Annotated in this window: 21 protein-coding genes; 13 read left to right on the top strand and 8 right to left on the bottom strand. The window is 66.3% G+C overall.

Going from position 1 to position 20,026, the window contains the following annotated elements:
* Window positions 1-57 precede the first annotated feature (57 nt).
* Window positions 58-654 carry an LOG family protein gene (locus L1O03_RS00105; protein WP_236117403.1) on the bottom strand — a complete coding sequence of 199 codons (597 nt, stop codon included), beginning with the start codon at window positions 652-654 and terminating at the stop codon, window positions 58-60.
* Between the two features lie 92 nt (window positions 655-746).
* Between L1O03_RS00105 and L1O03_RS11570 the strand changes: the two genes are divergently transcribed.
* Window positions 747-1,709, top strand: a complete 963-nt coding sequence (locus tag L1O03_RS11570) for an exonuclease domain-containing protein (RefSeq protein WP_236117402.1) — start codon at window positions 747-749, stop codon at window positions 1,707-1,709.
* A 32-nt stretch (window positions 1,710-1,741) separates the two neighbouring features.
* On the opposite strand, the gene L1O03_RS00095 is transcribed toward L1O03_RS11570, so the two are convergent.
* Both L1O03_RS00095 and L1O03_RS00090 read right to left on the bottom strand, forming a co-directional pair.
* On the bottom strand, window positions 1,742-2,032 hold the full coding sequence (locus L1O03_RS00095; protein WP_236117401.1) for a hypothetical protein: 291 nt from the start codon (window positions 2,030-2,032) through the stop codon (window positions 1,742-1,744).
* Between the two features lie 131 nt (window positions 2,033-2,163).
* Complete coding sequence (locus L1O03_RS00090; RefSeq protein ID WP_236117400.1) at window positions 2,164-3,264, bottom strand: GTP-binding protein; 1,101 nt, start codon at window positions 3,262-3,264, stop codon at window positions 2,164-2,166.
* A gap of 84 nt (window positions 3,265-3,348) precedes the next feature.
* On the opposite strand from L1O03_RS00090, the gene L1O03_RS00085 reads away from it, so the two are divergent.
* Together L1O03_RS00085 and L1O03_RS00080 are read left to right on the top strand one after the other, a co-directional pair.
* Window positions 3,349-4,152, top strand: a complete 804-nt coding sequence (locus L1O03_RS00085; protein WP_236117399.1) for an NAD-dependent deacylase — start codon at window positions 3,349-3,351, stop codon at window positions 4,150-4,152.
* Complete coding sequence (locus tag L1O03_RS00080; protein WP_236117398.1) at window positions 4,149-5,276, top strand: ROK family transcriptional regulator; 1,128 nt, start codon at window positions 4,149-4,151, stop codon at window positions 5,274-5,276. The genes L1O03_RS00085 and L1O03_RS00080 overlap by 4 nt, the downstream gene beginning before the upstream one ends.
* 15 nt (window positions 5,277-5,291) lie before the next feature.
* On the opposite strand, the gene L1O03_RS00075 is transcribed toward L1O03_RS00080, so the two are convergent.
* Window positions 5,292-5,948: a Panacea domain-containing protein gene (locus tag L1O03_RS00075; RefSeq protein ID WP_236117397.1), complete on the bottom strand. Its 657-nt coding sequence runs from the start codon at window positions 5,946-5,948 to the stop codon at window positions 5,292-5,294.
* A gap of 176 nt (window positions 5,949-6,124) precedes the next feature.
* A complete protein-coding gene (locus tag L1O03_RS00070) occupies window positions 6,125-6,730 on the bottom strand; it encodes a nitroreductase family protein (protein WP_236117396.1) in 606 nt (201 codons plus the stop codon).
* A gap of 85 nt (window positions 6,731-6,815) precedes the next feature.
* Between L1O03_RS00070 and L1O03_RS00065 the strand changes: the two genes are divergently transcribed.
* The 7 genes from L1O03_RS00065 (at window position 6,816) to mcrC (ending at window position 14,631) form a co-directional block, all read left to right on the top strand.
* Window positions 6,816-7,454, top strand: a complete 639-nt coding sequence (locus L1O03_RS00065; RefSeq protein WP_236117395.1) for a DNA-3-methyladenine glycosylase — start codon at window positions 6,816-6,818, stop codon at window positions 7,452-7,454.
* A 321-nt stretch (window positions 7,455-7,775) separates the two neighbouring features.
* On the top strand, window positions 7,776-8,069 hold the full coding sequence (locus tag L1O03_RS00060) for a hypothetical protein (RefSeq protein WP_236117394.1): 294 nt from the start codon (window positions 7,776-7,778) through the stop codon (window positions 8,067-8,069).
* Window positions 8,070-8,212: 143 nt separating this feature from the next.
* Complete coding sequence (locus L1O03_RS00055) at window positions 8,213-8,359, top strand: hypothetical protein (RefSeq protein WP_236117393.1); 147 nt, start codon at window positions 8,213-8,215, stop codon at window positions 8,357-8,359.
* 52 nt (window positions 8,360-8,411) lie between these two features.
* Window positions 8,412-9,044 carry a hypothetical protein gene (locus L1O03_RS00050; protein WP_236117392.1) on the top strand — a complete coding sequence of 211 codons (633 nt, stop codon included), beginning with the start codon at window positions 8,412-8,414 and terminating at the stop codon, window positions 9,042-9,044.
* 530 nt (window positions 9,045-9,574) lie between these two features.
* Entirely contained in the window at window positions 9,575-10,945 is a 1,371-nt protein-coding gene (locus L1O03_RS00045; RefSeq protein ID WP_236117391.1) for a dicarboxylate/amino acid:cation symporter, read from the top strand.
* A 435-nt stretch (window positions 10,946-11,380) separates the two neighbouring features.
* Window positions 11,381-13,588: an AAA family ATPase gene (locus L1O03_RS00040; RefSeq protein WP_236117390.1), complete on the top strand. Its 2,208-nt coding sequence runs from the start codon at window positions 11,381-11,383 to the stop codon at window positions 13,586-13,588.
* Window positions 13,585-14,631, top strand: coding sequence for a 5-methylcytosine-specific restriction endonuclease system specificity protein McrC (gene mcrC, locus L1O03_RS00035; protein WP_236117389.1), 1,047 nt, complete (start codon window positions 13,585-13,587; stop codon window positions 14,629-14,631). The genes L1O03_RS00040 and mcrC overlap by 4 nt, the downstream gene beginning before the upstream one ends.
* Here mcrC and L1O03_RS00030 read toward each other — a convergent pair.
* Complete coding sequence (locus L1O03_RS00030; RefSeq protein WP_236117388.1) at window positions 14,628-15,488, bottom strand: carbohydrate kinase family protein; 861 nt, start codon at window positions 15,486-15,488, stop codon at window positions 14,628-14,630. The genes mcrC and L1O03_RS00030 overlap by 4 nt on opposite strands.
* Window positions 15,489-15,517: 29 nt before the next feature.
* Here L1O03_RS00030 and L1O03_RS00025 point away from each other — a divergent pair, with 29 nt between their 5' ends.
* Together L1O03_RS00025 and L1O03_RS00020 are read left to right on the top strand one after the other, a co-directional pair.
* Window positions 15,518-16,843: a glycoside hydrolase family 32 protein gene (locus L1O03_RS00025; RefSeq protein WP_236117387.1), complete on the top strand. Its 1,326-nt coding sequence runs from the start codon at window positions 15,518-15,520 to the stop codon at window positions 16,841-16,843.
* Window positions 16,844-16,927: 84 nt separating this feature from the next.
* Window positions 16,928-18,916, top strand: a complete 1,989-nt coding sequence (locus L1O03_RS00020) for a sucrose-specific PTS transporter subunit IIBC (RefSeq protein WP_236117386.1) — start codon at window positions 16,928-16,930, stop codon at window positions 18,914-18,916.
* Here L1O03_RS00020 and L1O03_RS00015 read toward each other — a convergent pair.
* A complete protein-coding gene (locus L1O03_RS00015) occupies window positions 18,913-19,152 on the bottom strand; it encodes a P-loop NTPase family protein (RefSeq protein ID WP_236117385.1) in 240 nt (79 codons plus the stop codon). The genes L1O03_RS00020 and L1O03_RS00015 overlap by 4 nt on opposite strands.
* Between L1O03_RS00015 and L1O03_RS00010 the strand changes: the two genes are divergently transcribed.
* Window positions 19,145-19,465, top strand: coding sequence for an McrC family protein (locus L1O03_RS00010; RefSeq protein ID WP_236117384.1), 321 nt, complete (start codon window positions 19,145-19,147; stop codon window positions 19,463-19,465). The genes L1O03_RS00015 and L1O03_RS00010 overlap by 8 nt on opposite strands.
* Here the strand turns inward: L1O03_RS00010 and L1O03_RS00005 are convergent.
* Window positions 19,462-20,026 (bottom strand): PfkB family carbohydrate kinase (locus L1O03_RS00005; RefSeq protein ID WP_236117383.1); only part of this gene is annotated, 565 nt, incomplete at its 5' end. The genes L1O03_RS00010 and L1O03_RS00005 overlap by 4 nt on opposite strands.

Genomic DNA, 20,026 nt, shown 5'->3' with positions numbered 1-20,026 from the left:
GTCCTCGACTCAGTACCCGCCCCTCCCCATCACATCATGCTGCACACCCTGCGCTCCCTAATCCTCTCCCTCCCACTTCGCTCCCGGGTTCCGCCAGTGAGTACAGCGATCAAGCACCACCGCCGGGTCAGGATCTACGGCCAGTCCTTCGACGTAGCGCCCGGGGAGAAAGCCATAATCAACCATCGCCTTCAACGCCCCTAACAGCGGATCCCAATAGCCCAGCGGATTGATAAACACCACCGGCCCCTGGGCATCCCCCAGCACTTCCCGGGTGAGCACCTGGGTGACCTCCTCCAGGGTGCCGATCCCGCCGGGAAGGACCAGAAACGCGTCGGCCAGCTCCTCCATCCGCGCCTTGCGCTGCGCCATCGTGTCCACCGTCTCCAGGTGCTGGATGCCCCGGTGGGCCATCTCGCGGTTAACCAGCTGCGTCGGGATTACCCCCGTGACCTGACCGCCGTGCGCGAGGGTAGCGTCGGCAACTTCTCCCATGAGCCCCACATTCCCGCCGCCGTACACAAGGCGCAGTCCCCGGCGCGCGAGCTCCGCGCCCGTGGCCCGGGCCGCCTCGCGGAAGGCCGGTTCGGTGCCAAAGGTGGAGCCGCAATAGACGGCGACGGAACGGATGGTGTGCTCATGGGAGGTGTTCATGGCCGCGACTATAACGCACAGCCGGGGGCGGCCTAGGGCGGACCGATCACTGCGCCGGTAACCTGTGAAGGACAACACAGAGTGGAGGCATCGTGCGAGAATTTGTGACCATCGACTTTGAAACCGCCAATGAGCAGCGGCGATCCGCCTGCTCGGTGGGACTTATTCATTTCGATGAGCAGGGCCAACCCATCAACTGGTATTCCACGCTCCTCCACCCGCACGCGGACTGCGACTACTTCCTCCCCATGAACATCATGGTGCACGGGATTCGGCCCGAAGCCGTAGCGGACGCACCCACGTGGGCGGACGTGGCGCCAACGGTGTACGAGCTCATCGGGGACCGCCCGCTCGTGGCCCACAACATGGCCTTCGACGGCTACGTGCTCAGTGACCTCGCCACCCTCTACGGCCTGCCCGACCTGCCCAACCGCCGCATGTGCACGCTGCGCCTGGCCCGGCGGCTCCTCGCCCAGCAGATAGAGCGCAAGAGCCTGGACAACGTGTACGAGTACTACTTCCCCGGCGACGAGTTCGAACACCACGAGGCCAGCGCCGACGCCCTCGCCTGCGGACGAATCTTCGCGCGCATGCAGCAGGACTACACCTACGAGGAGTTAGAACAGGCCTGCCCCATCACGCGGGGCTTTGCGCGGCGGTTCGGCGGAACTGCTGGTGCCGGCACCCCATCACACACCGCGAACAGCGCAGCACTCGACGCCGAGGCGCTCATCGAACAGTTCGGGAAGAACCCGGAGGCGCTCCGCGGGGAGCACGTGTGCATCACCGGGACCCTGTACCACGGCCAGCGGGCGGCGGTGCAGAAGCTCATTGAGGCGGCGGGTGGCGTCGTCGAGAAGAGCATGACGCGGCGGACCACGATCCTCGTGATCGGGACGCCCAACCCGGCGGCCTGGGCAGCAAACAGCTCCGCCTCGCGGAAACTGGCGAAGGCGGAGCAGTTGCGGGAGAAGGGATCGCCGATCGTGCTACTCACCGAGGACGAGTTCTTCCACCAGCTGGCGGCGGACTCGGCGGACCCTTCGGTGTCTTAGGCGCTCAGACGAGCCTGAGCCTTGAGTAGCCTTTAGTGCTCGTCCCAGTGCCCATCGTGGTAGGCGTGGCGGTGACCATCATGGATGTAGTCCACGTGGTCGCCGTGGGGGACGGCAACGTGCCCGCAGCCCGGCCCGTGCTGGTGCGGGTGATCCTCATGGATGATGTGCTCGGTGGGCTCGCACTCATCCCAGTGGCCGTTGTGCTCGCGGTGGAGGTGGCCGTCGTGCACATAGTCCACGTGATCACCGTGCGGGATGGCGACGTGGCCGCAGCCGGGGCCATGGACGTGGGGATGATTCTCGTGGGTCTTACAGGTCATGATGTCCTCCTCAGGACAATGCGATGGCGTCTTATTGGGAATGAGTTTCCGCAGCTCCCGACCATGATTTTCATTATTGGGAACTTATTGAAAACCCTCTGGCCCCACTATGGCACGACCCCGCCATGTTGTCAATAAGTTTTCAACAAGGCAGCGGCTTCCTCATCACTGAGCGTCGCTTTCTCCAAGCGAGCCAGCAGATCCTCCGCATTGAGATCGATGCCGATGAGCACCAACTCGTTGCCCGGCTCCAGGTCCGTGCCCGCCCACTGCGCCGCCGGCTGGATCTGCAGGTTCGGTCCCGCCTGATGCCACACCTGCACCAGGTCCAGCCGATCCGAAATCCAGCAATAGCCCTTCGAGCGGACGAGGCCCGTCGTCGCCCTCAACGCATCAATGAGGCGCTGCCGGTCAAACGGCCGATCCCCCCGGAACACACACGAGGAAATCCCGTACTCCTCCGTCTCCGGGGTGTGCGGGTTCTCCAGCTCCTCCGTATAGCCCTGGTAGGCGCGCGCGGTCTCCACGCTGTAGCGATGGGCGCCGAGGATGGTGTCGACGCTCACCTCGCCGTGGACGAGCTCGGCGATCTCCGCGCGGCGGTTCATCGCGCGGACCAGCTCGCGGGTGCGCTCCACGCGCTCCTCATCCACCAGGTCCGTCTTGGTGAGGAAGATGAGATCCGCGAACTCCACCTGATCGACGAGGAGATCCGCCACCGTGCGGTCATCCTCCGGCGTGGCCGCGCGGTCCGCCTCGGCGAGGGACTGCGTGCGGCGAATCTGGTCGAGGAACGTCGTCGTGTCCACCAGCGTGACCATGGTGTCGATGGGCGCAATGTCCTGGAGGCGCGTCCCGTCCTCCCACTGCCACTCGAAGGTGGCGGCCACCGGCATGGGCTCCGAGATGCCCGTGGACTCGATGAGGATGTGGTCGAAGCGCTCCGTGCGGGCGAGCTCGCTCACCGACTCGACGAGGTCCTCGCGCAGCGTGCAGCAAATGCAGCCGTTGGTGAGCTCGACGAAGCGGTCCTCGCCGCGGGTGAGGTGGCCCTCCCCCGCGATGAGCGCGGCGTCGATATTGACCTCCGAAAAATCATTGACGATGACCGCGATCTTGCGGCCCTCGCGATTCGCAAGGATGTGGTTGAGGAGCGTGGTCTTTCCGCAGCCAAGGAAGCCGGAAAGAACCGTCACGGGCGTGGGGCTGGAAGGGTTGGGGCGTGATGTCATGAGGTCTAATGATAATGGTTTTCACCTAAGACCTGCGGATCGGGCTCCCCCACCGCGCCGCGGCGCCCGCCTAGCCTGGACACTATGCGGGATCAGCAGCTGGAACACGCACTCGACCTCTGCCGAGGCGCGCGGCGCATCAACGTCTTCACCGGCGCCGGCATGAGCGCCGAGTCCGGCCTCGACACGTATCGCGACGCCACCACCGGCGTCTGGAGTCACGTCGACCCCCAAGCCATGGCCAGCATCGACGCCTGGGCGCGCGACCCCGAGCCCATGTGGGCCTGGTACCTCTGGCGCGCGGCCCTCTCCCGCCACGCCGACCCCAACGCCGGGCACCGGGCGCTCGCCGCGTGGGAACAGCTCCCCGGCGTCGAGGCCATCACCATCACCACCCAAAACATCGATGACCTGCACGAACGCGGCGGATCCTCCGAGATCATCCACCTGCACGGCAGCCTCTTCGACTACCGCTGCACCATCTGCTCCCGACCTTGGCGCGGCGGCGTGAGCCTCCCCCTCGTTCCCGACGACGACACCCCGGCGCACCCCGCCGGCCCGTCCGCGCGCCTGCGCCCGCCCCGCTGTCCCCTGTGCGGGAACCTCATCCGGCCCGGGGTGGTCTGGTTCGGGGAGCCCCTCCCCGAACGCGAATGGGACGCGGCAGAACGCGCGATGGCCAGCGCCGACCTCGTGCTCATCGTGGGCACATCGGGCGTCGTCTTCCCCGCCGCGGGGCTGCCGCGGATCGCCGCGGAGCTCGGCACCCCCATCCTGGAGATCAGCCCCGAGCCCACCGACCTCACCCGCCTCTGCGACTACTCCTGGCGCAGCACCGCCGCCACCGGCCTTCCCGCGCTGGTCGACGCCCTGGCAGGACTGTCATGACGGGCCCCCGCACCCGCACCACCGGGCGCTTCACTCCCCCGGACCCCGGCCCCGTCTTCACGCCCCCGCGCCTGCCCGCCGCGCGCTGCCTCCACGCGCTGCGCCGCCTGGGCGCCCTGCCGCAACGAGACATCGCGGCGCACACCAGGCTCTCCGCGGCGACCGTCTCCCGCGCCATCCGATCCCTCACCGATGCCGGCTTTGTGGAGCCCTGCCCGGAGGGGCGCGCGGAGAGCCGGGGCGCGGGTGCGGGTGCGGCCCCGGGGCTGGCAGACGATGTGGCGGAGGACCTCGCCGCGCCGCCGCTTGGCCGCCCCAGCCAGCCGCTGTGCCTGAGCACCGGCACCTACTATCTGGGCGGCGTGGCGATCGGCACGCGGAACACTTACTTCGCGCTCTATGACCTGCGGGGACGGACAATCGTCGATACCTACATCGCCCTCGATCTCTCCTCCATCCCGCCGGCGGAGGCCACCCAGCACGTGGTGGCCGGGGTGCACCGCCTGCTCACCCTCGCCCGCGAGCACCACGACCCCTCCCTCAGCCTCGCCGCCCTCGGGGTGAGCACGCCGGGGCTGGTGAGCATCGGCGGCAGTGTCGACGCCGCTCACCTCCACTGGGAGCGCCTCAACCTGCGCGAACAGCTCAGCGCCCACTTCACGGTGCCGCTGTCCATCGGGGCGGCGGTGCCCGCGATCCTCGCCGCCGAACTCCAGAACTCCCCCCTCCCCGACCAGCACAGCGCCGAGGAACGCACCGCCGTGTTTTATGCCGACGACTCCCTCGGCGCCGCCATCGCGCACCCCGAGGGCCTCCACTCCGTGGCGAGCATCCCGACGCTCGCCCCACCCGGACGCGCCGAGGACGTCGAGTTCCTCGCGGACATGGTGGACCTCATCCTCGACGCCCCCGAGGGACCCGTGCGCACCATCGTCCTCGCAGGTCAGCACATCACCCATGATGCCCGCGTCCCCCACCGCATTGCCGCCGAGGTCCGACGCCGCCACGCCCTCCCCCTCACCTTCCGGCTCATCCCCACGCATGAGGAAATCGTGCGCGGCATCGCGCGGGCCGTGGCCACAGACAGTGTGCTGCGCGATCCTTTGGGGGTGAGCATCCCGTAGCAAGGGTCAGCAGGTCTACCGAGTGAACCCCAATGCCACAGCCATCTCCTGGCGCTCACGATAAAACTCTCGCGCAGCGTTCAAAGTATCTGCATCGACGTGGAAGTAGTCAAACTTCCCGTCGTCCGGGTCTGCAAAGAAATCCTCCATGTCAATATCAACGGACGACGTACGGGGATTACCCCTTGTAAAGGCGCGTGTCCATTCTGGATATCGGTGGCTGATATCATCGGCCATCACGAAACGCGGCGTGGTACGAAACGCCGCGTATGCTTTCTCCAGCATCATCGTGTCGGCACACGAAAGATGGTCATCACCGGGGTCCCGGATCAGTTGAAGCTCAGAGACGCCGGCCTCAAAATGGTCCCTCCACCATTCACTATCTTCAGACGAACACCACGTAGTCGGAGCTGGAGCGCCCGGTTTACACGCGCCTACCAGCGAATACGCCTCTGAGGCCACTGGCCCATAGCGCATTGCGCTGTAGCGGTCCTCCGACACTGTCTGGCCACAGTGGCGAAGACTCAGCCGGTCAGCCGCCCACAGCAGCTTGATGAGTTTCAGATATGTCTCCCCATCGACGCTGCGGTGATCCTCCCGCGCGCTATGGATGAAGAAGCTGAAGGCCTGCGCAGCCTTCACCGCCCCGGCACTCGTCTGCGTACTCATCATCGTTCTTTCTCCCCCGATGTTCAGTTCCTTATCACTGACCCTGCACCGCCACCACCGATGCGGCGGCGGACGAGCATGTGTCAGTGTAAGCGGCCGAAGCCGACGAAGGAACACCTTCGTGCATTCTCTCCGTCTCGTTGTGCACGAAGGTCCTCCATCCAGCTGTCACTACCCCACTAGATGCGGTGCAGGCGGCTCTCCGCCCGCCCGGGGTGGGCCGGGCTCTCGTTCGGGAAGCCCGCCGCGATGACCAGGCCGATCGCCCGATCCTCCCGGCCGCCCAGGCCGATGGCCTCCTTCACCTTTTCCTCGTCCCAGCCGGTGGTGGGGCTGGTCGCCAGGCCAACGGACTGCGCCGCGACCAGCAGGAAGCCCGCCACGAGCATGGCGTCCTTGATGCTCGCCTCGCGGAGCTTCTCCGGGGACATGCCCGAGCGGAAAGAGGCGAAGACCTGCGCGCGCTGCTCGCCGAGCAGCCCCTCCACGTCGTCCGTCACGGCCTCGGTCCGCGCGGCCACGACGAACACCACCGGCGCCTCAAGGAACTGGCGCTGGTTGGAGGCCTCGTAGAGGGCCTGCTTGGTGGCGTCGTCGGTCACAACATAGAGGTCGCGCATCTGGGCGTTGAAGGCGCTCGGCGCCTCGAGGGCGAGGCGGGCGACCTCATCGATGAGCTCCTGGCTGGGCGCCTCCGCGGTGTAGCGGCGGACGGCGCGGCGGCCCTCGATGGAATCCTTCACGCTGGCGGTCTGCGGGGTCTGCGGGGTGGCGGGGGCAGTCACGGAGTGCGGAGTCCTTTCGTGTCGGGGTCCCGAGGCAGGCCCAGGCGCAGCGAGGACGCGGCCTGGCCTACCATCGGGCTTCGGAATGTGCATTGATTTTACTCAGCCAGCTGACGTCGTCGCCCCACAGCTCCTCGGCCGGGTCCTGTGCCACGGAGGCGTGGCCATCCGCCTCACGGAGGTGGAGGCGTACCTCGGCGCCGAGGACCCCGCCTCCCACGCCTTCCGCGGGCCCACCCGGCGAAACGCCGCGATGTTCGGACCCGGCGGGCACATGTACATCTATATCTCCTACGGGATTCACCGCGCGGGGAACATCGTGTGCGGCCCGGAGGGCGTAGGCCAGGGGTGTCTCCTCCGCGCCGGCGAGGTCCTCCGCGGCGCCTCCCTCGCCGCCCAACGCCGAAACCTCCCCGGCCCCGACCCGCGCCTCGCCCGCGGCCCCGGCAACGTGGGCTCTGCGCTGGGCTTTCGCGTCGAGGACAACCACGCCCCCATCCGCCAGCAGCCCATCCTTCTCGACGACGCCCACCCCGCCCACTTCCACCTCCTCGCCCCCGCTGACCTGGGCTTTGAGGGGCTGGCTGATGAGGAGTGGGTTGCGGGGCCGAGGATCGGGATCTCCAAGAACCAGGACGCTCCCCTACGCTTCTGGATCCCCGGCCACCCCACGGTGAGCGCCCGCCGCGGTAGGCCCCGCGGGGTGTCCTCGGCGGGAGGCTAGGCGGGCGGCTGCGCGCTATGTGGGATTCTGCGGACCTACTTACCCCCGAATTGGGGCATTTTTGACGCGGGGCTCGCGGCGTGCTCTCGGGCGCCTGGGCCATGTTGAGGCCTAGACCTACGCCGCCCACCAGGCATTCTTAGGGTCCCCTATGGCCGAAAGGAGATAGGCGGAGTAACTCTCGACCACCCTTCGGCGGGAGAGCGTCGCCGAAAGATACCTCAAACTTGGGCCGTTTGGCGGTGGTGCTCCCCCGGCGGCGGTTCTTAGTATGAGCCTCAGTCCACAGCACAGACGACTACAACGAAAAGAGGACAATTCATGAAGCTTCGTAACGCTATCGCCGCCGGCCTGATCGCGACCTCCGCTACCTTCGGCATCGCCACCGCGACCGCCGCCGAGACCGCTCCGGCCTCCGAGACCACCGCCGCCACCACCACCGAGGCTCCGGCCGCCGCTTCCGGCTCCGCCGACGGCCTGGTGTCCGGCTCCTCCGACAAGCTCGAGGCTCTCTCCTCCGAGGTCTCCGTTGACTCCATCACCGGCGTCTTCAACACCCTGGGCTCCCTGGCTCAGTCCATCCTCGGCCTCGTCACCGCGATCGTCGGCAAGTAATCCACTGGACTGACGTCCACACTGACGCTCCGGACTCCGCACCGCCCCGCGGTGCGGCCGGGGCGTTGACGTGGGTAGACCCCCTCCGCGCCGAGTGCGCGGCCACAGACTTCACGCAGACTTCATCTCGCAAAGGAGACATCATGGGCGCTGACACGAACCCCAACGAAGGCCTGGCCCTCGACCCCACCACCGATCCGTTGCCCGTCCTCCACTGGGGCTCCGAGGTTGGACCGTCGCTCGTCGAGGCCATCAAGGCCATGCTCGGCTTCGCCGCGGGCATCGTCTAAACACCCCATCCATCCACACCGCGTACGTCACGAACGCTCAAGGAGAAGAGTTATGACGAAGATCCGTCGCATTGCGGGCGCCGCGCTGGCGCTCGGCATGAGCGGCATGATTGCCGCACAGGGCGTTGCTTCCGCTGACCTGCTGGGCAGCAGCGGCACCGATGGTCGCCCCTTCTGGGACCCCACCAAGGTCAACGAGAGCGACCCGGCCCCCGACCACTCCGAAGGCCAGATTGGCACCGTCAGCTTCACCGACGACGCCGACGGCGACCACGAAGTCCCCTTCCTGGAGAAGGCGAACGCCGGCAAGGGCCCGTACTACGGCCGCGTCCAGACGAAGGCCACCGGCTTCGCGCCCGGCAAGTACTACACCGTGCGCGTCACCCTCCGCAACGCCGACAATGGCGCTGACTGGGGCGTCTACACCTGGCAGACTTACCAGGCTACCGATCAGGGCGAGCTGAACATCGACTTACGGATGCAGTTCCCCTCTCGCGCCCAGAAGGGTGAGCGAGTCGTCGCCGCCCCGGCCGTCTACAACGCCAACGACATCCGCCGCGACGGCCGTCCGAACAAGGCCGACCCGAAGTGCGTGCTCAACTGCGAGCGCGTTGCTCCGCTGGCCCGCTACAAGGACTACAACAACCCCGAGTCCATCATCACCATCGGCGACGCCGAGAAGTAAACCCCAGCGCGACCCCTGCGACGACGCCTCCGCGCGCCTCACCCTGGGGACCACCCTCGGCGCCGCGGGAGGCACCGGGTCTTCGCCCACACTCCTGCATACCGCACACCTGAAAGGAACAGTTCATGCCTACTGGCCAGCAGCCCTTCCCCGGCTACTTCGACTCTGACGCCCTCGACTTCGCTGTGAAGATCGTCAAGACGATCCTCGGCGGCGTCTCCAAGATCTTCGGGATGATGAGCTAACACCCCGAAGCACCCGAGGCGGTGCTATCGCCTCACATCGGTTCTCTTCGCGAAACCCCCTCCCCCGCGGTATGGACACCACCGCGGTGGGAGGGGGTTTTCGTCTTTCTCGTGGGGTCTCCGTACTACCCTGTCTACTCTCCATAGTCCACTCGGTTAGTTTGCTCACATTTCCGTCCCGGAAGGAATGCTTTCCCCGCCCCGCGTGGTTGGATCAGACATGCGCGTTGGTGGTCATGTCACCAACTCGCCCGACCTGTCCCCCGTGCAGAAAGCGTGAACAGCGTGTCGTCCTCGCCAAGTGATTCTTCCTCTGCCCCCGCGGCATCCGCCTCGGACACCCCAGCGCGCCGCCACCTCCTCCCCGGCTGGGCCCGGGGCTTCGGCGCCCAGGTGATCTACGGCCTGATCGTCGGCCTGATTTTTGGATTCATCGCCCGCTCCCTCGAGCCCGAGAATTGGCTCTCAGCCATCCTCGACTGGGTGGGCTCCACCTACGTCCAGCTCCTCAAGGTGATGGTCCCCGCGCTGGTGTTCGCCGCCGTGGTGACATCCGTCGCCAAACTTCGGGAAGTCACCAACGCGGCGAAGCTGGCGCTCTCCACCATTTGGTGGTTCATGATCACAGCGTTCTTCTCGGTGCTGGCGGGAATCCTCGTCGGCGTGGTCATGAAGCCGGGGCTGGGGGCAGGCGTCAGCGCCGACTCCGCCGCCGAGCCGTCCACCGTGGGCTCGTGGATGGGCTTCGTGAATTCCATCGTGCCGGGCAATATCCTCGGCCTGTCCGCGAAGGCCACCGACGCCGGCAGCATCTCCCTCAGCTTTAATGTGCTCCAGATTCTCGTCGTCTCGCTGGCGCTGGGAACCGCGGCGGTCAAGGCTGGCAAAGCCGCCGAGCCCTTCCTCTCTTTCACCGAATCCTTCCTCAAGGTGGTGCAGGTGGTGCTGTGGTGGATCATTAGGCTGGCGCCGATTGGCACGGGCGCGCTCATCGGCAACGCCGTGGCCACCTATGGCTGGGAGGCGCTGGGCAGCCTCGGGAAGTTCGTGCTGGCCATCTACATCGGCCTCGCGATTGTGCTGCTCATCGTGTATCCCGTCATCCTGGCGCTCCACGGGCTCTCCCCGGTGGGCTTCTACCGGCGCGTCTGGCCGGTGACCTCGCTGGGCTTCATCACGCGCTCCTCGATGGGCGTCATGCCGGTGACGCAGCGGGTCTCCGAGCAAACCCTCGGCGTCCCCTCCTCCTACGCGTCCTTCGCTATCCCGCTGGGCGCCACCACCAAGATGGACGGCTGCGCCTCCGTGTACCCGGCCGTCGCGGCGCTGTTCGTGGCCCAGTTCTTCGGCGTGGATCTCTCGCCCGTGGACTACCTGCTCATCATCGTGGTCTCTGTGATTGGTTCGGCAGCGACTGCCGGCACGACGGGCGCCGTGGTCATGCTCACCCTCACGCTCTCGACGCTCGGCCTGCCGCTCGCCGGGGCGGGCCTGCTCCTCGCGATCGAGCCGATCATCGACATGGGCCGCACCGCCACGAACGTCACCGGCCAGGCGCTTGTCGCGGCTGTCGTCTCCCGGCGGGCGGGGATCCTCGACCAGGACGTCTGGGACCGAGGTGAGCGCGTCGACACTGCGCTGGCGCAAAGGTCGTGAGGAGAGGGGAACCATGGCAGACATTCGCGATGGTGGCCTGTACATCGATGCCCATGCAGATTGCAGCGGGGATCGTATGAAGCTCTTTACGCTCACGTATGACGCCCACGCATGGCACCTCGCCTTTTATGGCGCGCTCGACGGGTCTGCCCTATCCCGATAAACTCATCGCGAAAACCCGTGGCTGGATTGTCGTTTGCCGAATAGTTGAGGAGCATAGCAATCACCGTGAGGCCGCCCTATGGCTCATAGAGCACTCGGAGGGCTCCTCAAACATTCTGTGGTGTCACAATCCAGCATCACCATTAGCGCCTACATTGATGGCGGCACTCAATCCAGAACCCCCGATCAATTGAGCGAGGCCCCCGCGTTTACGCGTCCTGTACGCTGGGCGGCGACGTGCGCCCCTCACCCAGCAAAGAACAGGAGCACGCTATGGCCACTCGCTTCCCATGGATAGAGTTCTGCACCGCATTCGCTGATGAGCTGCTCAGGTGGCGCAACGACCGCACAGGTCTCCTCGAGAAGGTGAAGGAGACCTATGACCGCCTCGGGAAGAAGCTCCCCACGCTCGATAGTGAGCCGGGCCCCACGGACATCGATCCCTTCACTGTCCTCGGCCTCTTCTCCAGGAAGATGAACGACGGCAACCGCACCGCGCGCATTGCCGCGTTCAAGGAGACTTTCGGCATGAACGCGGAGCTTCCTCATTCCTTTGAAGGACTGTCCCCTCTCTATCCGGGGAATGCCACATTTTATGCTTTTCATGACGATCCCCGGCGTGGCGAGAGGGACATCCAGAATCTATGGGATCTCTTCGAGGCAGCGCTAGCTCTCGGTGATCATGACACCCCGGCCAGCAGGGAGGCCTTTTGCCAGGCCTACGATCACACCATCGACCAGCCATTCCTGAAGTTCAAACTCCCCATGGGGCTGTCGTGTAGTCGTCCTCTCGCCTTCCTCAGTCTGGATGGACGCAACCGCTGGTATCTGGGGGACAAGGCTCTTGCTGGCCCGGTATGTTCTGAGCACGTCCCGCATGAGAAGGACCCGGCCCCTGCTAGTGGCGAGGCGTACCTGGCGATCTGCGATGCGGTGCGCTCTCAGTTCGGGACTAAGGCCTTCCCCTTCACGAGTTTCCCCGAGATCAGCCACGCCGCGCGGGTAGAATCCGAGCGCGTCAACAAGGAGACCAAGGAAAAGAACAAGGCGGACACCGCGCGGAGAAAACTCGAGGCTCAGGAAGCAGCTGATGGCCGCGGCCTCGGCGACGCCGACGTAGAAACCACACGCTATTGGCTCTATACCCCGGGCAAGGACCCCTGCATGTGGGAGGAATTTTCCGAGAGCGGCATCATGGGCCTTCGCTTGTCCGAGTTCGATGACCTCACCCCCTACGACTCTGAGAAGGCCATGCAGCGCGCACTCCTCGACGAGCACGCCGACGCGCCGCGCAAGACCACTACCGTGCACGCTGCCTGGCAGTTTGCCCATGAGATGAAGCCGGGGGACGTCGTCTTTGCTCAACGTGGCCGCCAGGAGATCCTAGGGCGGGGCGTTATCACGAGCGACTATGACTACACCGAGGATGGCGGGGATTATCCCCATGTGCGCGAGGTGACGTGGACACACAAGGGGCACTGGGGAACTCGTGGCACCCTCGCCATGAAGGCGTTCACCGACATCACGAAAGACCAGAAGCTCGTCGCAGAGTTGGAATCCTTCTTTGACAGCGAAGACACCGCGGAGGAGTTCCCCGAGACACCCCAGATGGACTACCCCGCCTACACCCGCGAGGACTTCCTCTCCGACGTCTTTATGGATGAGGGAACCTATGACACGGTGGTGGACGTACTCCGAGCGAAGAAGAACATCATCCTGCAAGGAGCGCCCGGGGTGGGCAAAACCTACCTGGCCAAGCGCCTCGCCTACTCCATCATGGGTGTGAAGGATGTGGAGCGCGTCCAGATGGTGCAGTTCCATCAGAGCTATTCCTATGAGGACTTCATCGAGGGCTTCCGGCCCAGCGAGAAGGGCTTCGAGCTCTCCCGCGGGTCCTTCTACTCTTTCTGCGCGAGGGCCGCAGACGACGATGACAGGGACTACTTCTTCATCATCGACGAGATCAATCGCGGCAACCTCTCCAAAATCTTCGGCGAGCTGTTCATGCTCATCGAGAATGACAAACGCGGCCCCAAGAACACCGTGCAGCTGCTCTACTCCGCCGAGCTCTTCCACGTCCCTGCCAACGTGCACATCATCGGAACCATGAACACGGCCGACCGCTCACTGGCACTCCTCGATTACGCCCTGCGCCGCCGCTTCGCCTTCTTCGACCTCACGCCGGGCTTCAGCACCGAGGGCTTCCAGGCCTACCGCAAATCCCTCAACAACCAGGCCTTCGACTCCCTCATCCGCCAAGTGGAGGCACTCAACGTCGTGATTAGTGACGACGACGCCCTGGGCGAAGGTTTCACCATCGGGCACAGCTTCTTCTGCACAATGAAGCCCGAAAGCTGTACTGACACGGCGCTTCGCAGGATTGTCACGTATGAGCTCATCCCGCTGCTGAAGGAATACTGGTTCGATGAGCCCGAGAAGGTACGCGAGTGGTCGAGGAATCTCCTGCGGAGCCTCGAATGATCCCCGTCCAGAACCTCTACCACATGCTCGCTTATGCCTTTCGGGCGCTGCGCGAGCAGGGCTACCGTGACCTCGCCACGGAAGAATTCGAGAACGCCGCGGAACTCTGCGCAGCCATCCTGGAACGAGGCGTGGCAGCGCAGATCAAGCGCGGGCTCCGGCACGACTACCACGAGCGCAGCCATGCCCTCTCCTCCGTGAAGGGAAAGATCGAGGTGAGCGCGTCGATAACGTCTCGCGCTTTCCTCCGCCACCAGATGGTGTGCACCGTCGACGAGTACTCCGCGGACTCGATGATGAACCGCATCATGAAGTCCACTCTCCTGCTGCTCTTGCGTAGCGACATCTCCACGCCACGCAAGAAGGCCCTCCGGCGGCTGGTCCTTCACTTCGCGGACGTCCGGACCCTGGATCTTCGCACGGTGGACTGGGCCCTGCGCTATGACCGGCACAACCAGACCTATCGGCTGCTCATGGGCGTGTGTTGGCTCGTAGCCAAGGGGCTCCTGCAGACCCAGGCCGACGGCCGCACGCGGCTCATGGAGTTCTTCGACGAGCAGCGCATGAGCCGCCTCTACGAGGCATTCATACTGGAGTATTACCGGCGCGAACACCCCGAGCTCCACGCCGCAGCACCCCACATCCCCTGGGCGCTCGACGATGGATTCTCCGACATGCTGCCCACCATGAGAAGCGACATCACGCTCAGGCGTGGCCGCAACGTGCTCATTATCGACGCCAAATACTATTCCCACACCACCCAGGAACGCTTCGATCGGCGCAGCGTTCACTCCGGGAATCTCTATCAGATCTTCACGTACGTGAAGAACGCGGCCGCCTCCCTGGGCGAGAACGACCACGAGGTCTCCGGACTCCTGCTTTACGCCAGGACCGACGAGGAGATCCAGCCCCACGCCACCTACCAGATGAGCGGGAACTCCATCAGCGTGCACACGCTCGACCTTAACCTGCCCTTCGTGCAGATCGCCGCCCAGCTCGATGACATCGCTGGGCGGCTGGGCGCCCACCCCGCCCGGGCCTAGCGGCGCGCCCCGGCGTGGGCGCAGGTCTCGGCGGCTTCTCGGGCGGCGCGCTCGAGGATCGGCCGCCACTCCTCCGGGGACTCGGGGAGGCGCGCCCCGCGGGCGTCGAGCTCACTGAGGATGACGGCCATGACGGTGTCGCCGGCGCCGATCGTGTCGACGACCTCGACGGGGGCCGGCGAGACGTCGAGGGTGTGCTCGCCCATGACGAGGCGGAGGCCCTCGCCGCCGCGGGTGATGATGGCGGCCGGGACGAGCGTCGTGACGTCCTCGCCGAGGAAGTCCACCTCATCCTCGGAGAGTTTGAGCACCGAGACGTCGGGGAGCAGGGCGCGGAGGGCCTCGCGGTGCTCGGGGGTGGCGGTGAGGGCGCGGATGTTCGGGTCGAGGGTGACCAGCGCCCCCTGGCGTGCGGCCTCGTGGACGAGGGCGGCGTAGCGGCTGGCGCCCGGCTCCAGCGCGAGAGACAGGGTGCCGACGCTGAGGATGTCCCCGGCGCCGAGCGGCGGGAGCTGCGGGTCCACCAGGCGATCCGCCGTGCCCTCGAGGTAGAAGCTGTAGGTGGCGGAGCCGTCGGGCCCGGTGCTCGCGACGGCGAGGGTGGTGGGCTCCGAGCCGCGCTGCACGAAGCGGGTGTCCACCCCATAGCTGTGGAGCACGCCCATGAGCGTCTCGCCGAAGGGGTCCTGGGAAATTCGGCCCACAAAAGCCACTGTCCGATCAAAAAGTCCGCAATAGCACGCGGCATTGAAAGGTCCACCGCCCGGGACGGGGCGGAGAGGAGCGAGCCCCTCCCCTCCCGCCGGTGAGCTGCAGGGAACGAGATCAATGAGGGCTTCGCCACAAACATACAACATGATCCCATTGTGCCCGATATTGTGGGTTTATGCCCTATCGCCCCCGTTTCCACGTCGCTCCCCCGCAGGGTCGGCTCAACGACCCGAACGGCCTCTACCTCGACGGCACCACCCTCCACGCCTTCTACCAGCACGATCCCGCCTTTCCCCGGCGCCCCAAGCGCATCGGCTGGGGCCACGCCTCCGCGGATCTCCGCTCTCTGCGCTGGCAGCACCACCCCGATGCCCTTACCCCCGATACCCCCTATGACCGGCACGGATGCTACTCCGGCTGCGCCGTCCGCACCGAGGACGGCCTACGGCTCTACTACACCGGCAACCTCAAGACCGAGGACGGCACCCGGGTCCCCTCCCAGAACCTCGTCCACGTCCACCACCCCGCCGGCCCCGAAGGCGGTTTCTACCAGCGCTCCCCGCTGAACCCGCTCATCCCCCGCGAGCACCCCGGCTACACCGGGCACTTCCGCGATCCCCACATCACGCCCATCACCGCGGAGGAGGCCGGCGACGGCGGCAGCGCCGAGCAAGCCACCGCCCGGCCCCGCTGGCGGATGCTCCTCGGAGCGCAGCGTGAGGAGGAGCGGGGGGCCGTCGTCGTCTATGAATCGGCGGACCTGGAGAGCTGGGATTGGGCGGGTGAGCTGCGCGTCGAGCCCGCGGAGGCCGCGCCGCAGGACGCGTTCATGTGGGAGTGCCCGAACCTCGTGCCGCTGCGCGACGAGGTCACCGGCGAGCGCCTCCACGTGCTCTTCCTCTGCCCGCAGCGGGCGGGCGGCGATGAGAGCGGCTACATCGTGGGCCGCCTCGAGGGGCACACCTTCCACGCGCTGAGGCCCTACCAGCGCACCGACTGGGGCTTCGAGTTCTATGCCCCGCAGGCGGCTCTCGACGGCGACACCGCGCTGCTCCTCGGCTGGGCTGGGATGCCCGCGCAGGATGAGTCCGCCACCCTCGCCGCCGAGGGCTGGGTCCACACCCTCACCCTGCCGCGGCGCCTCAGCCTGCACAATCACGCCCTGCGCCAGCGCATCCTCCTCCCCGACGCCCCCGAGCAGCTCCCCGCCGACGAGGCCTACGGCCCCTGGCAGGTGTGGCGGCGCAGCCTCCTCGACGAGGCCTGGTCCGTGGAGATCGAACCCGGCTTCAGCCTCACCTGGTCTGACGGGCAGCTGGAGCTTCGCCGCGGCGAGGAGACCCGCCTCATCCCCGTCGCTGGCGGTGCGGAGTCGGAGCGCCCCGATAACGCCTCTCAAGAATTAAATAAAAACTCTATTGTGCTCATTATTCGCGACGGAAACGTCGTGGACATTGAGGTGGCCGACGGCCGCTTTTGCGCCACGAGTCACATTTTTTGATCATCGCTGGTTTTTTGTTGAATACTAGCGGTGAGAGAATCCTCCCTTTTCTCCCCTACCCCCACCAACTGTGAAGGCTGGATCATGGATCACGCACAGGTTGCACAACGCATCCTCCCGGCAATTGGCGGAGAGGATAACATCCTCGGAGCTGCGCATTGCGCCACTCGGCTCCGCCTTGTCCTCCGCGATAGCGAGAAGGTCAACACCACCGCCCTCGACGATGACCCGGACCTCAAAGGCACCTTTGAGGCCGGCGGCATGTTCCAAATCATTGTCGGCCCCGGAGACGTCGATATCGTCTTTGATGAATTGACGAAGCTCTGCTCAAAGAATATTGCGGTGTCTACCGAGGAGCTAAAGAACGTCGCCACCAAGAAAGGTAATCCCTTCTCCCGAGGGATTAAAGTTCTCGCGGATATTTTCGTGCCGCTCATCCCCATTCTGGTGGGTGGCGGTCTCCTCATGGCGCTCAACAACGTCCTCACCGCGCCAGACCTCTTCGGGCCGCTCCCCCTCGTGGAGCGCTACCCGGCGCTCGGCGACACGGCAGGGCTCATCAACCTGCTGGCCTCCGCGCCGTTCGCCTTCCTCCCCATCCTCGTGGGCTTCACCGCCACGAAGCGCTTCGGGGGCAACGAGTACCTCGGCGCCGGCATCGGCATGGCGATGGTCATGCCGGACCTCGTCAACGGCTACAGCGTGGTCGAGGCCATGTCCGAGGGCACGATGAGCTACTGGCACATCTTCGGCATCGACGTCGCCCAGGCCGGCTACCAGGGCACGGTGTTGCCGGTGCTCGTCGTCGCGTGGATCCTCGCCACCATCGAGAAGTTCCTCCACCGCCACCTGCGCGGCACCGTCGACTTCCTCGTCACCCCGGTGCTCTCGCTGCTGGTCACCGGTTTCCTCACCTTCATGGCGGTGGGCCCGGTCATGCGCGTGGCCGGCGAGTGGCTGGGCATGGGCCTGGCCAACCTCTATGAGTTCGGCGGCCCCGTGGGCGGCTTCCTCTTCGGCCTCGTGTACTCGCCCATCGTCATCACGGGCCTTCACCAGTCCTTCCCGCCGATCGAGCTCGAGCTCATCAGCCAGGGCGGCTCCTTCATCTTCCCCACCGCCTCCATGGCGAACATCGCCCAAGGTGCGGCCACCCTCGCGATCTTCCTCCTCGCGAAGAACGAGAAGCTCAAGGGCCTCTCGGGTGCGGCGGGCGCCTCGGCCGTCGTGGGTATTACCGAGCCGGCGATCTTCGGCGTCAACCTCCGCCTGCGCTGGCCCTTCTACATCGGCATGGGCAGCGCCGCCCTCGGCTCCGCGCTGGTCGCGATCTTCCACGTCAAGGGCGTGGCGCTGGGCGCCGCGGGCTTCCTCGGCGCGGTGAGTATCCGCTCCTCGGACATCCCCATGTTCCTTGTGTGCAGCGTCATCACCTTCGTGATCTCCTTCGGCGCCTCCCTCGCCTACGGCAAGCTCCGCGGCAACTTTGATGCCGACGCCGCGGCCGCCACCCCCGCCGACCTCGCCACCCCCGTCGAGGCCGAGCCCGCCGCTCCCGCCCCCGCCCCCGCGGCGAGTGCGGCGTCGTCAACCGACACGCTCACCGCGCTCGGCACCGTGGCGGCGCCGCTCACCGGCGATGTCCTCAACCTCGCGGAGGTCAGCGACCCGATGTTCGCCGGCGGGAAGCTCGGCTCCGGGATGGCGATTGTGCCGACGGAAGGCCGGCTCGTCGCGCCCTTCGACGGCAAGGTCATCGTCTCCTTCCCCTCCGGGCACGCCTTCGCGGTGCGCAGTATTGCCCCCGACGGCACCAAGGTGGACGTCCTTATGCACATCGGCTTCGACACCGTGGAGCTCAAGGGCGAGCACTTCCGCCCCCTCGCGCAGAAGGGCGACGAGGTGAAGGCCGGGGAGACGCTCTGCGAATTCGACATCCCCGCGATCCGCGCCGCCGGCTATGACATCACGACGCCGGTGGTGGTCACCAAGGGCAGCACGCAGTGCCTGCGGCACACCGGCGAGTCCGTCCGCGCCGGCGAACCGCTCTACACCGTCCACCCGGCGAGCTAGCGGGCCGGCTGGGCGGGGCTCAGCCGCAGGACACGATCCGCCGCGGCCTCCGTCGAGGCCCGATGCGTCACGAGGAGCACCCCGATCCGGTGCTCCTCGACCTGTGTGCGCACCAGGTCAAGGAGGCGCTGCTCCGTCGCGGAATCCAGGTGCGCGGAGGTCTCATCGAGGACGAGGATCCGCGGCTCGCGCAGGAGCGCCCGCGCCACGCTCAGGCGTGGCCGCAACGTGCTCATTATCGACGCCAAATACTATTCCCACACCACCCAGGAACGCTTCGATCGGCGCAGCGTTCACTCCGGGAATCTCTATCAGATCTTCACGTACGTGAAGAACGCGGCCGCCTCCCTGGGCGAGAACGACCACGAGGTCTCCGGACTCCTGCTTTACGCCAGGACCGACGAGGAGATCCAGCCCCACGCCACCTACCAGATGAGCGGGAACTCCATCAGCGTGCACACGCTCGACCTTAACCTGCCCTTCGTGCAGATCGCCGCCCAGCTCGATGACATCGCTGGGCGGCTGGGCGCCCACCCCGCCCGGGCCTAGCGGCGCGCCCCGGCGTGGGCGCAGGTCTCGGCGGCTTCTCGGGCGGCGCGCTCGAGGATCGGCCGCCACTCCTCCGGGGACTCGGGGAGGCGCGCCCCGCGGGCGTCGAGCTCACTGAGGATGACGGCCATGACGGTGTCGCCGGCGCCGATCGTGTCGACGACCTCGACGGGGGCCGGCGAGACGTCGAGGGTGTGCTCGCCCATGACGAGGCGGAGGCCCTCGCCGCCGCGGGTGATGATGGCGGCCGGGACGAGCGTCGTGACGTCCTCGCCGAGGAAGTCCACCTCATCCTCGGAGAGTTTGAGCACCGAGACGTCGGGGAGCAGGGCGCGGAGGGCCTCGCGGTGCTCGGGGGTGGCGGTGAGGGCGCGGATGTTCGGGTCGAGGGTGACCAGCGCCCCCTGGCGTGCGGCCTCGTGGACGAGGGCGGCGTAGCGGCTGGCGCCCGGCTCCAGCGCGAGAGACAGGGTGCCGACGCTGAGGATGTCCCCGGCGCCGAGCGGCGGGAGCTGCGGGTCCACCAGGCGATCCGCCGTGCCCTCGAGGTAGAAGCTGTAG

Origin of the sequence: Corynebacterium uropygiale (assembly GCF_021568315.1) — a bacterium.
In the GTDB taxonomy this organism is placed as follows: domain Bacteria; phylum Actinomycetota; class Actinomycetes; order Mycobacteriales; family Mycobacteriaceae; genus Corynebacterium; species Corynebacterium uropygiale.
Note: the sequence above shows the minus strand (reverse complement) of the source record. Positions and strands in the feature narration are given on the sequence as shown.

What these genes read in the sequence shown, in the direction of transcription:
- L1O03_RS00030 (WP_236117388.1), bottom strand. Translation starts at nt 15,488, where the DNA reads ATGTTGTATGTTTGTGGCGAAGCCCTCATTGATCTCGTTCCCTGCAGC.
- L1O03_RS00080 (WP_236117398.1), top strand. Translation starts at nt 4,149, where the DNA reads ATGACGGGCCCCCGCACCCGCACCACCGGGCGCTTCACTCCCCCGGAC.
- L1O03_RS00055 (WP_236117393.1), top strand. Translation starts at nt 8,213, where the DNA reads ATGGGCGCTGACACGAACCCCAACGAAGGCCTGGCCCTCGACCCCACC.
- L1O03_RS00090 (WP_236117400.1), bottom strand. Translation starts at nt 3,264, where the DNA reads ATGACATCACGCCCCAACCCTTCCAGCCCCACGCCCGTGACGGTTCTT.
- L1O03_RS00075 (WP_236117397.1), bottom strand. Translation starts at nt 5,948, where the DNA reads ATGATGAGTACGCAGACGAGTGCCGGGGCGGTGAAGGCTGCGCAGGCC.
- L1O03_RS00085 (WP_236117399.1), top strand. Translation starts at nt 3,349, where the DNA reads ATGCGGGATCAGCAGCTGGAACACGCACTCGACCTCTGCCGAGGCGCG.
- L1O03_RS00105 (WP_236117403.1), bottom strand. Translation starts at nt 654, where the DNA reads ATGAACACCTCCCATGAGCACACCATCCGTTCCGTCGCCGTCTATTGC.
- L1O03_RS00060 (WP_236117394.1), top strand. Translation starts at nt 7,776, where the DNA reads ATGAAGCTTCGTAACGCTATCGCCGCCGGCCTGATCGCGACCTCCGCT.
- L1O03_RS00040 (WP_236117390.1), top strand. Translation starts at nt 11,381, where the DNA reads ATGGCCACTCGCTTCCCATGGATAGAGTTCTGCACCGCATTCGCTGAT.
- mcrC (WP_236117389.1), top strand. Translation starts at nt 13,585, where the DNA reads ATGATCCCCGTCCAGAACCTCTACCACATGCTCGCTTATGCCTTTCGG.
- L1O03_RS00025 (WP_236117387.1), top strand. Translation starts at nt 15,518, where the DNA reads ATGCCCTATCGCCCCCGTTTCCACGTCGCTCCCCCGCAGGGTCGGCTC.
- L1O03_RS00015 (WP_236117385.1), bottom strand. Translation starts at nt 19,152, where the DNA reads ATGAGCACGTTGCGGCCACGCCTGAGCGTGGCGCGGGCGCTCCTGCGC.
- L1O03_RS00050 (WP_236117392.1), top strand. Translation starts at nt 8,412, where the DNA reads ATGACGAAGATCCGTCGCATTGCGGGCGCCGCGCTGGCGCTCGGCATG.
- L1O03_RS00020 (WP_236117386.1), top strand. Translation starts at nt 16,928, where the DNA reads ATGGATCACGCACAGGTTGCACAACGCATCCTCCCGGCAATTGGCGGA.
- L1O03_RS00065 (WP_236117395.1), top strand. Translation starts at nt 6,816, where the DNA reads ATGTGCATTGATTTTACTCAGCCAGCTGACGTCGTCGCCCCACAGCTC.
- L1O03_RS00095 (WP_236117401.1), bottom strand. Translation starts at nt 2,032, where the DNA reads ATGACCTGTAAGACCCACGAGAATCATCCCCACGTCCATGGCCCCGGC.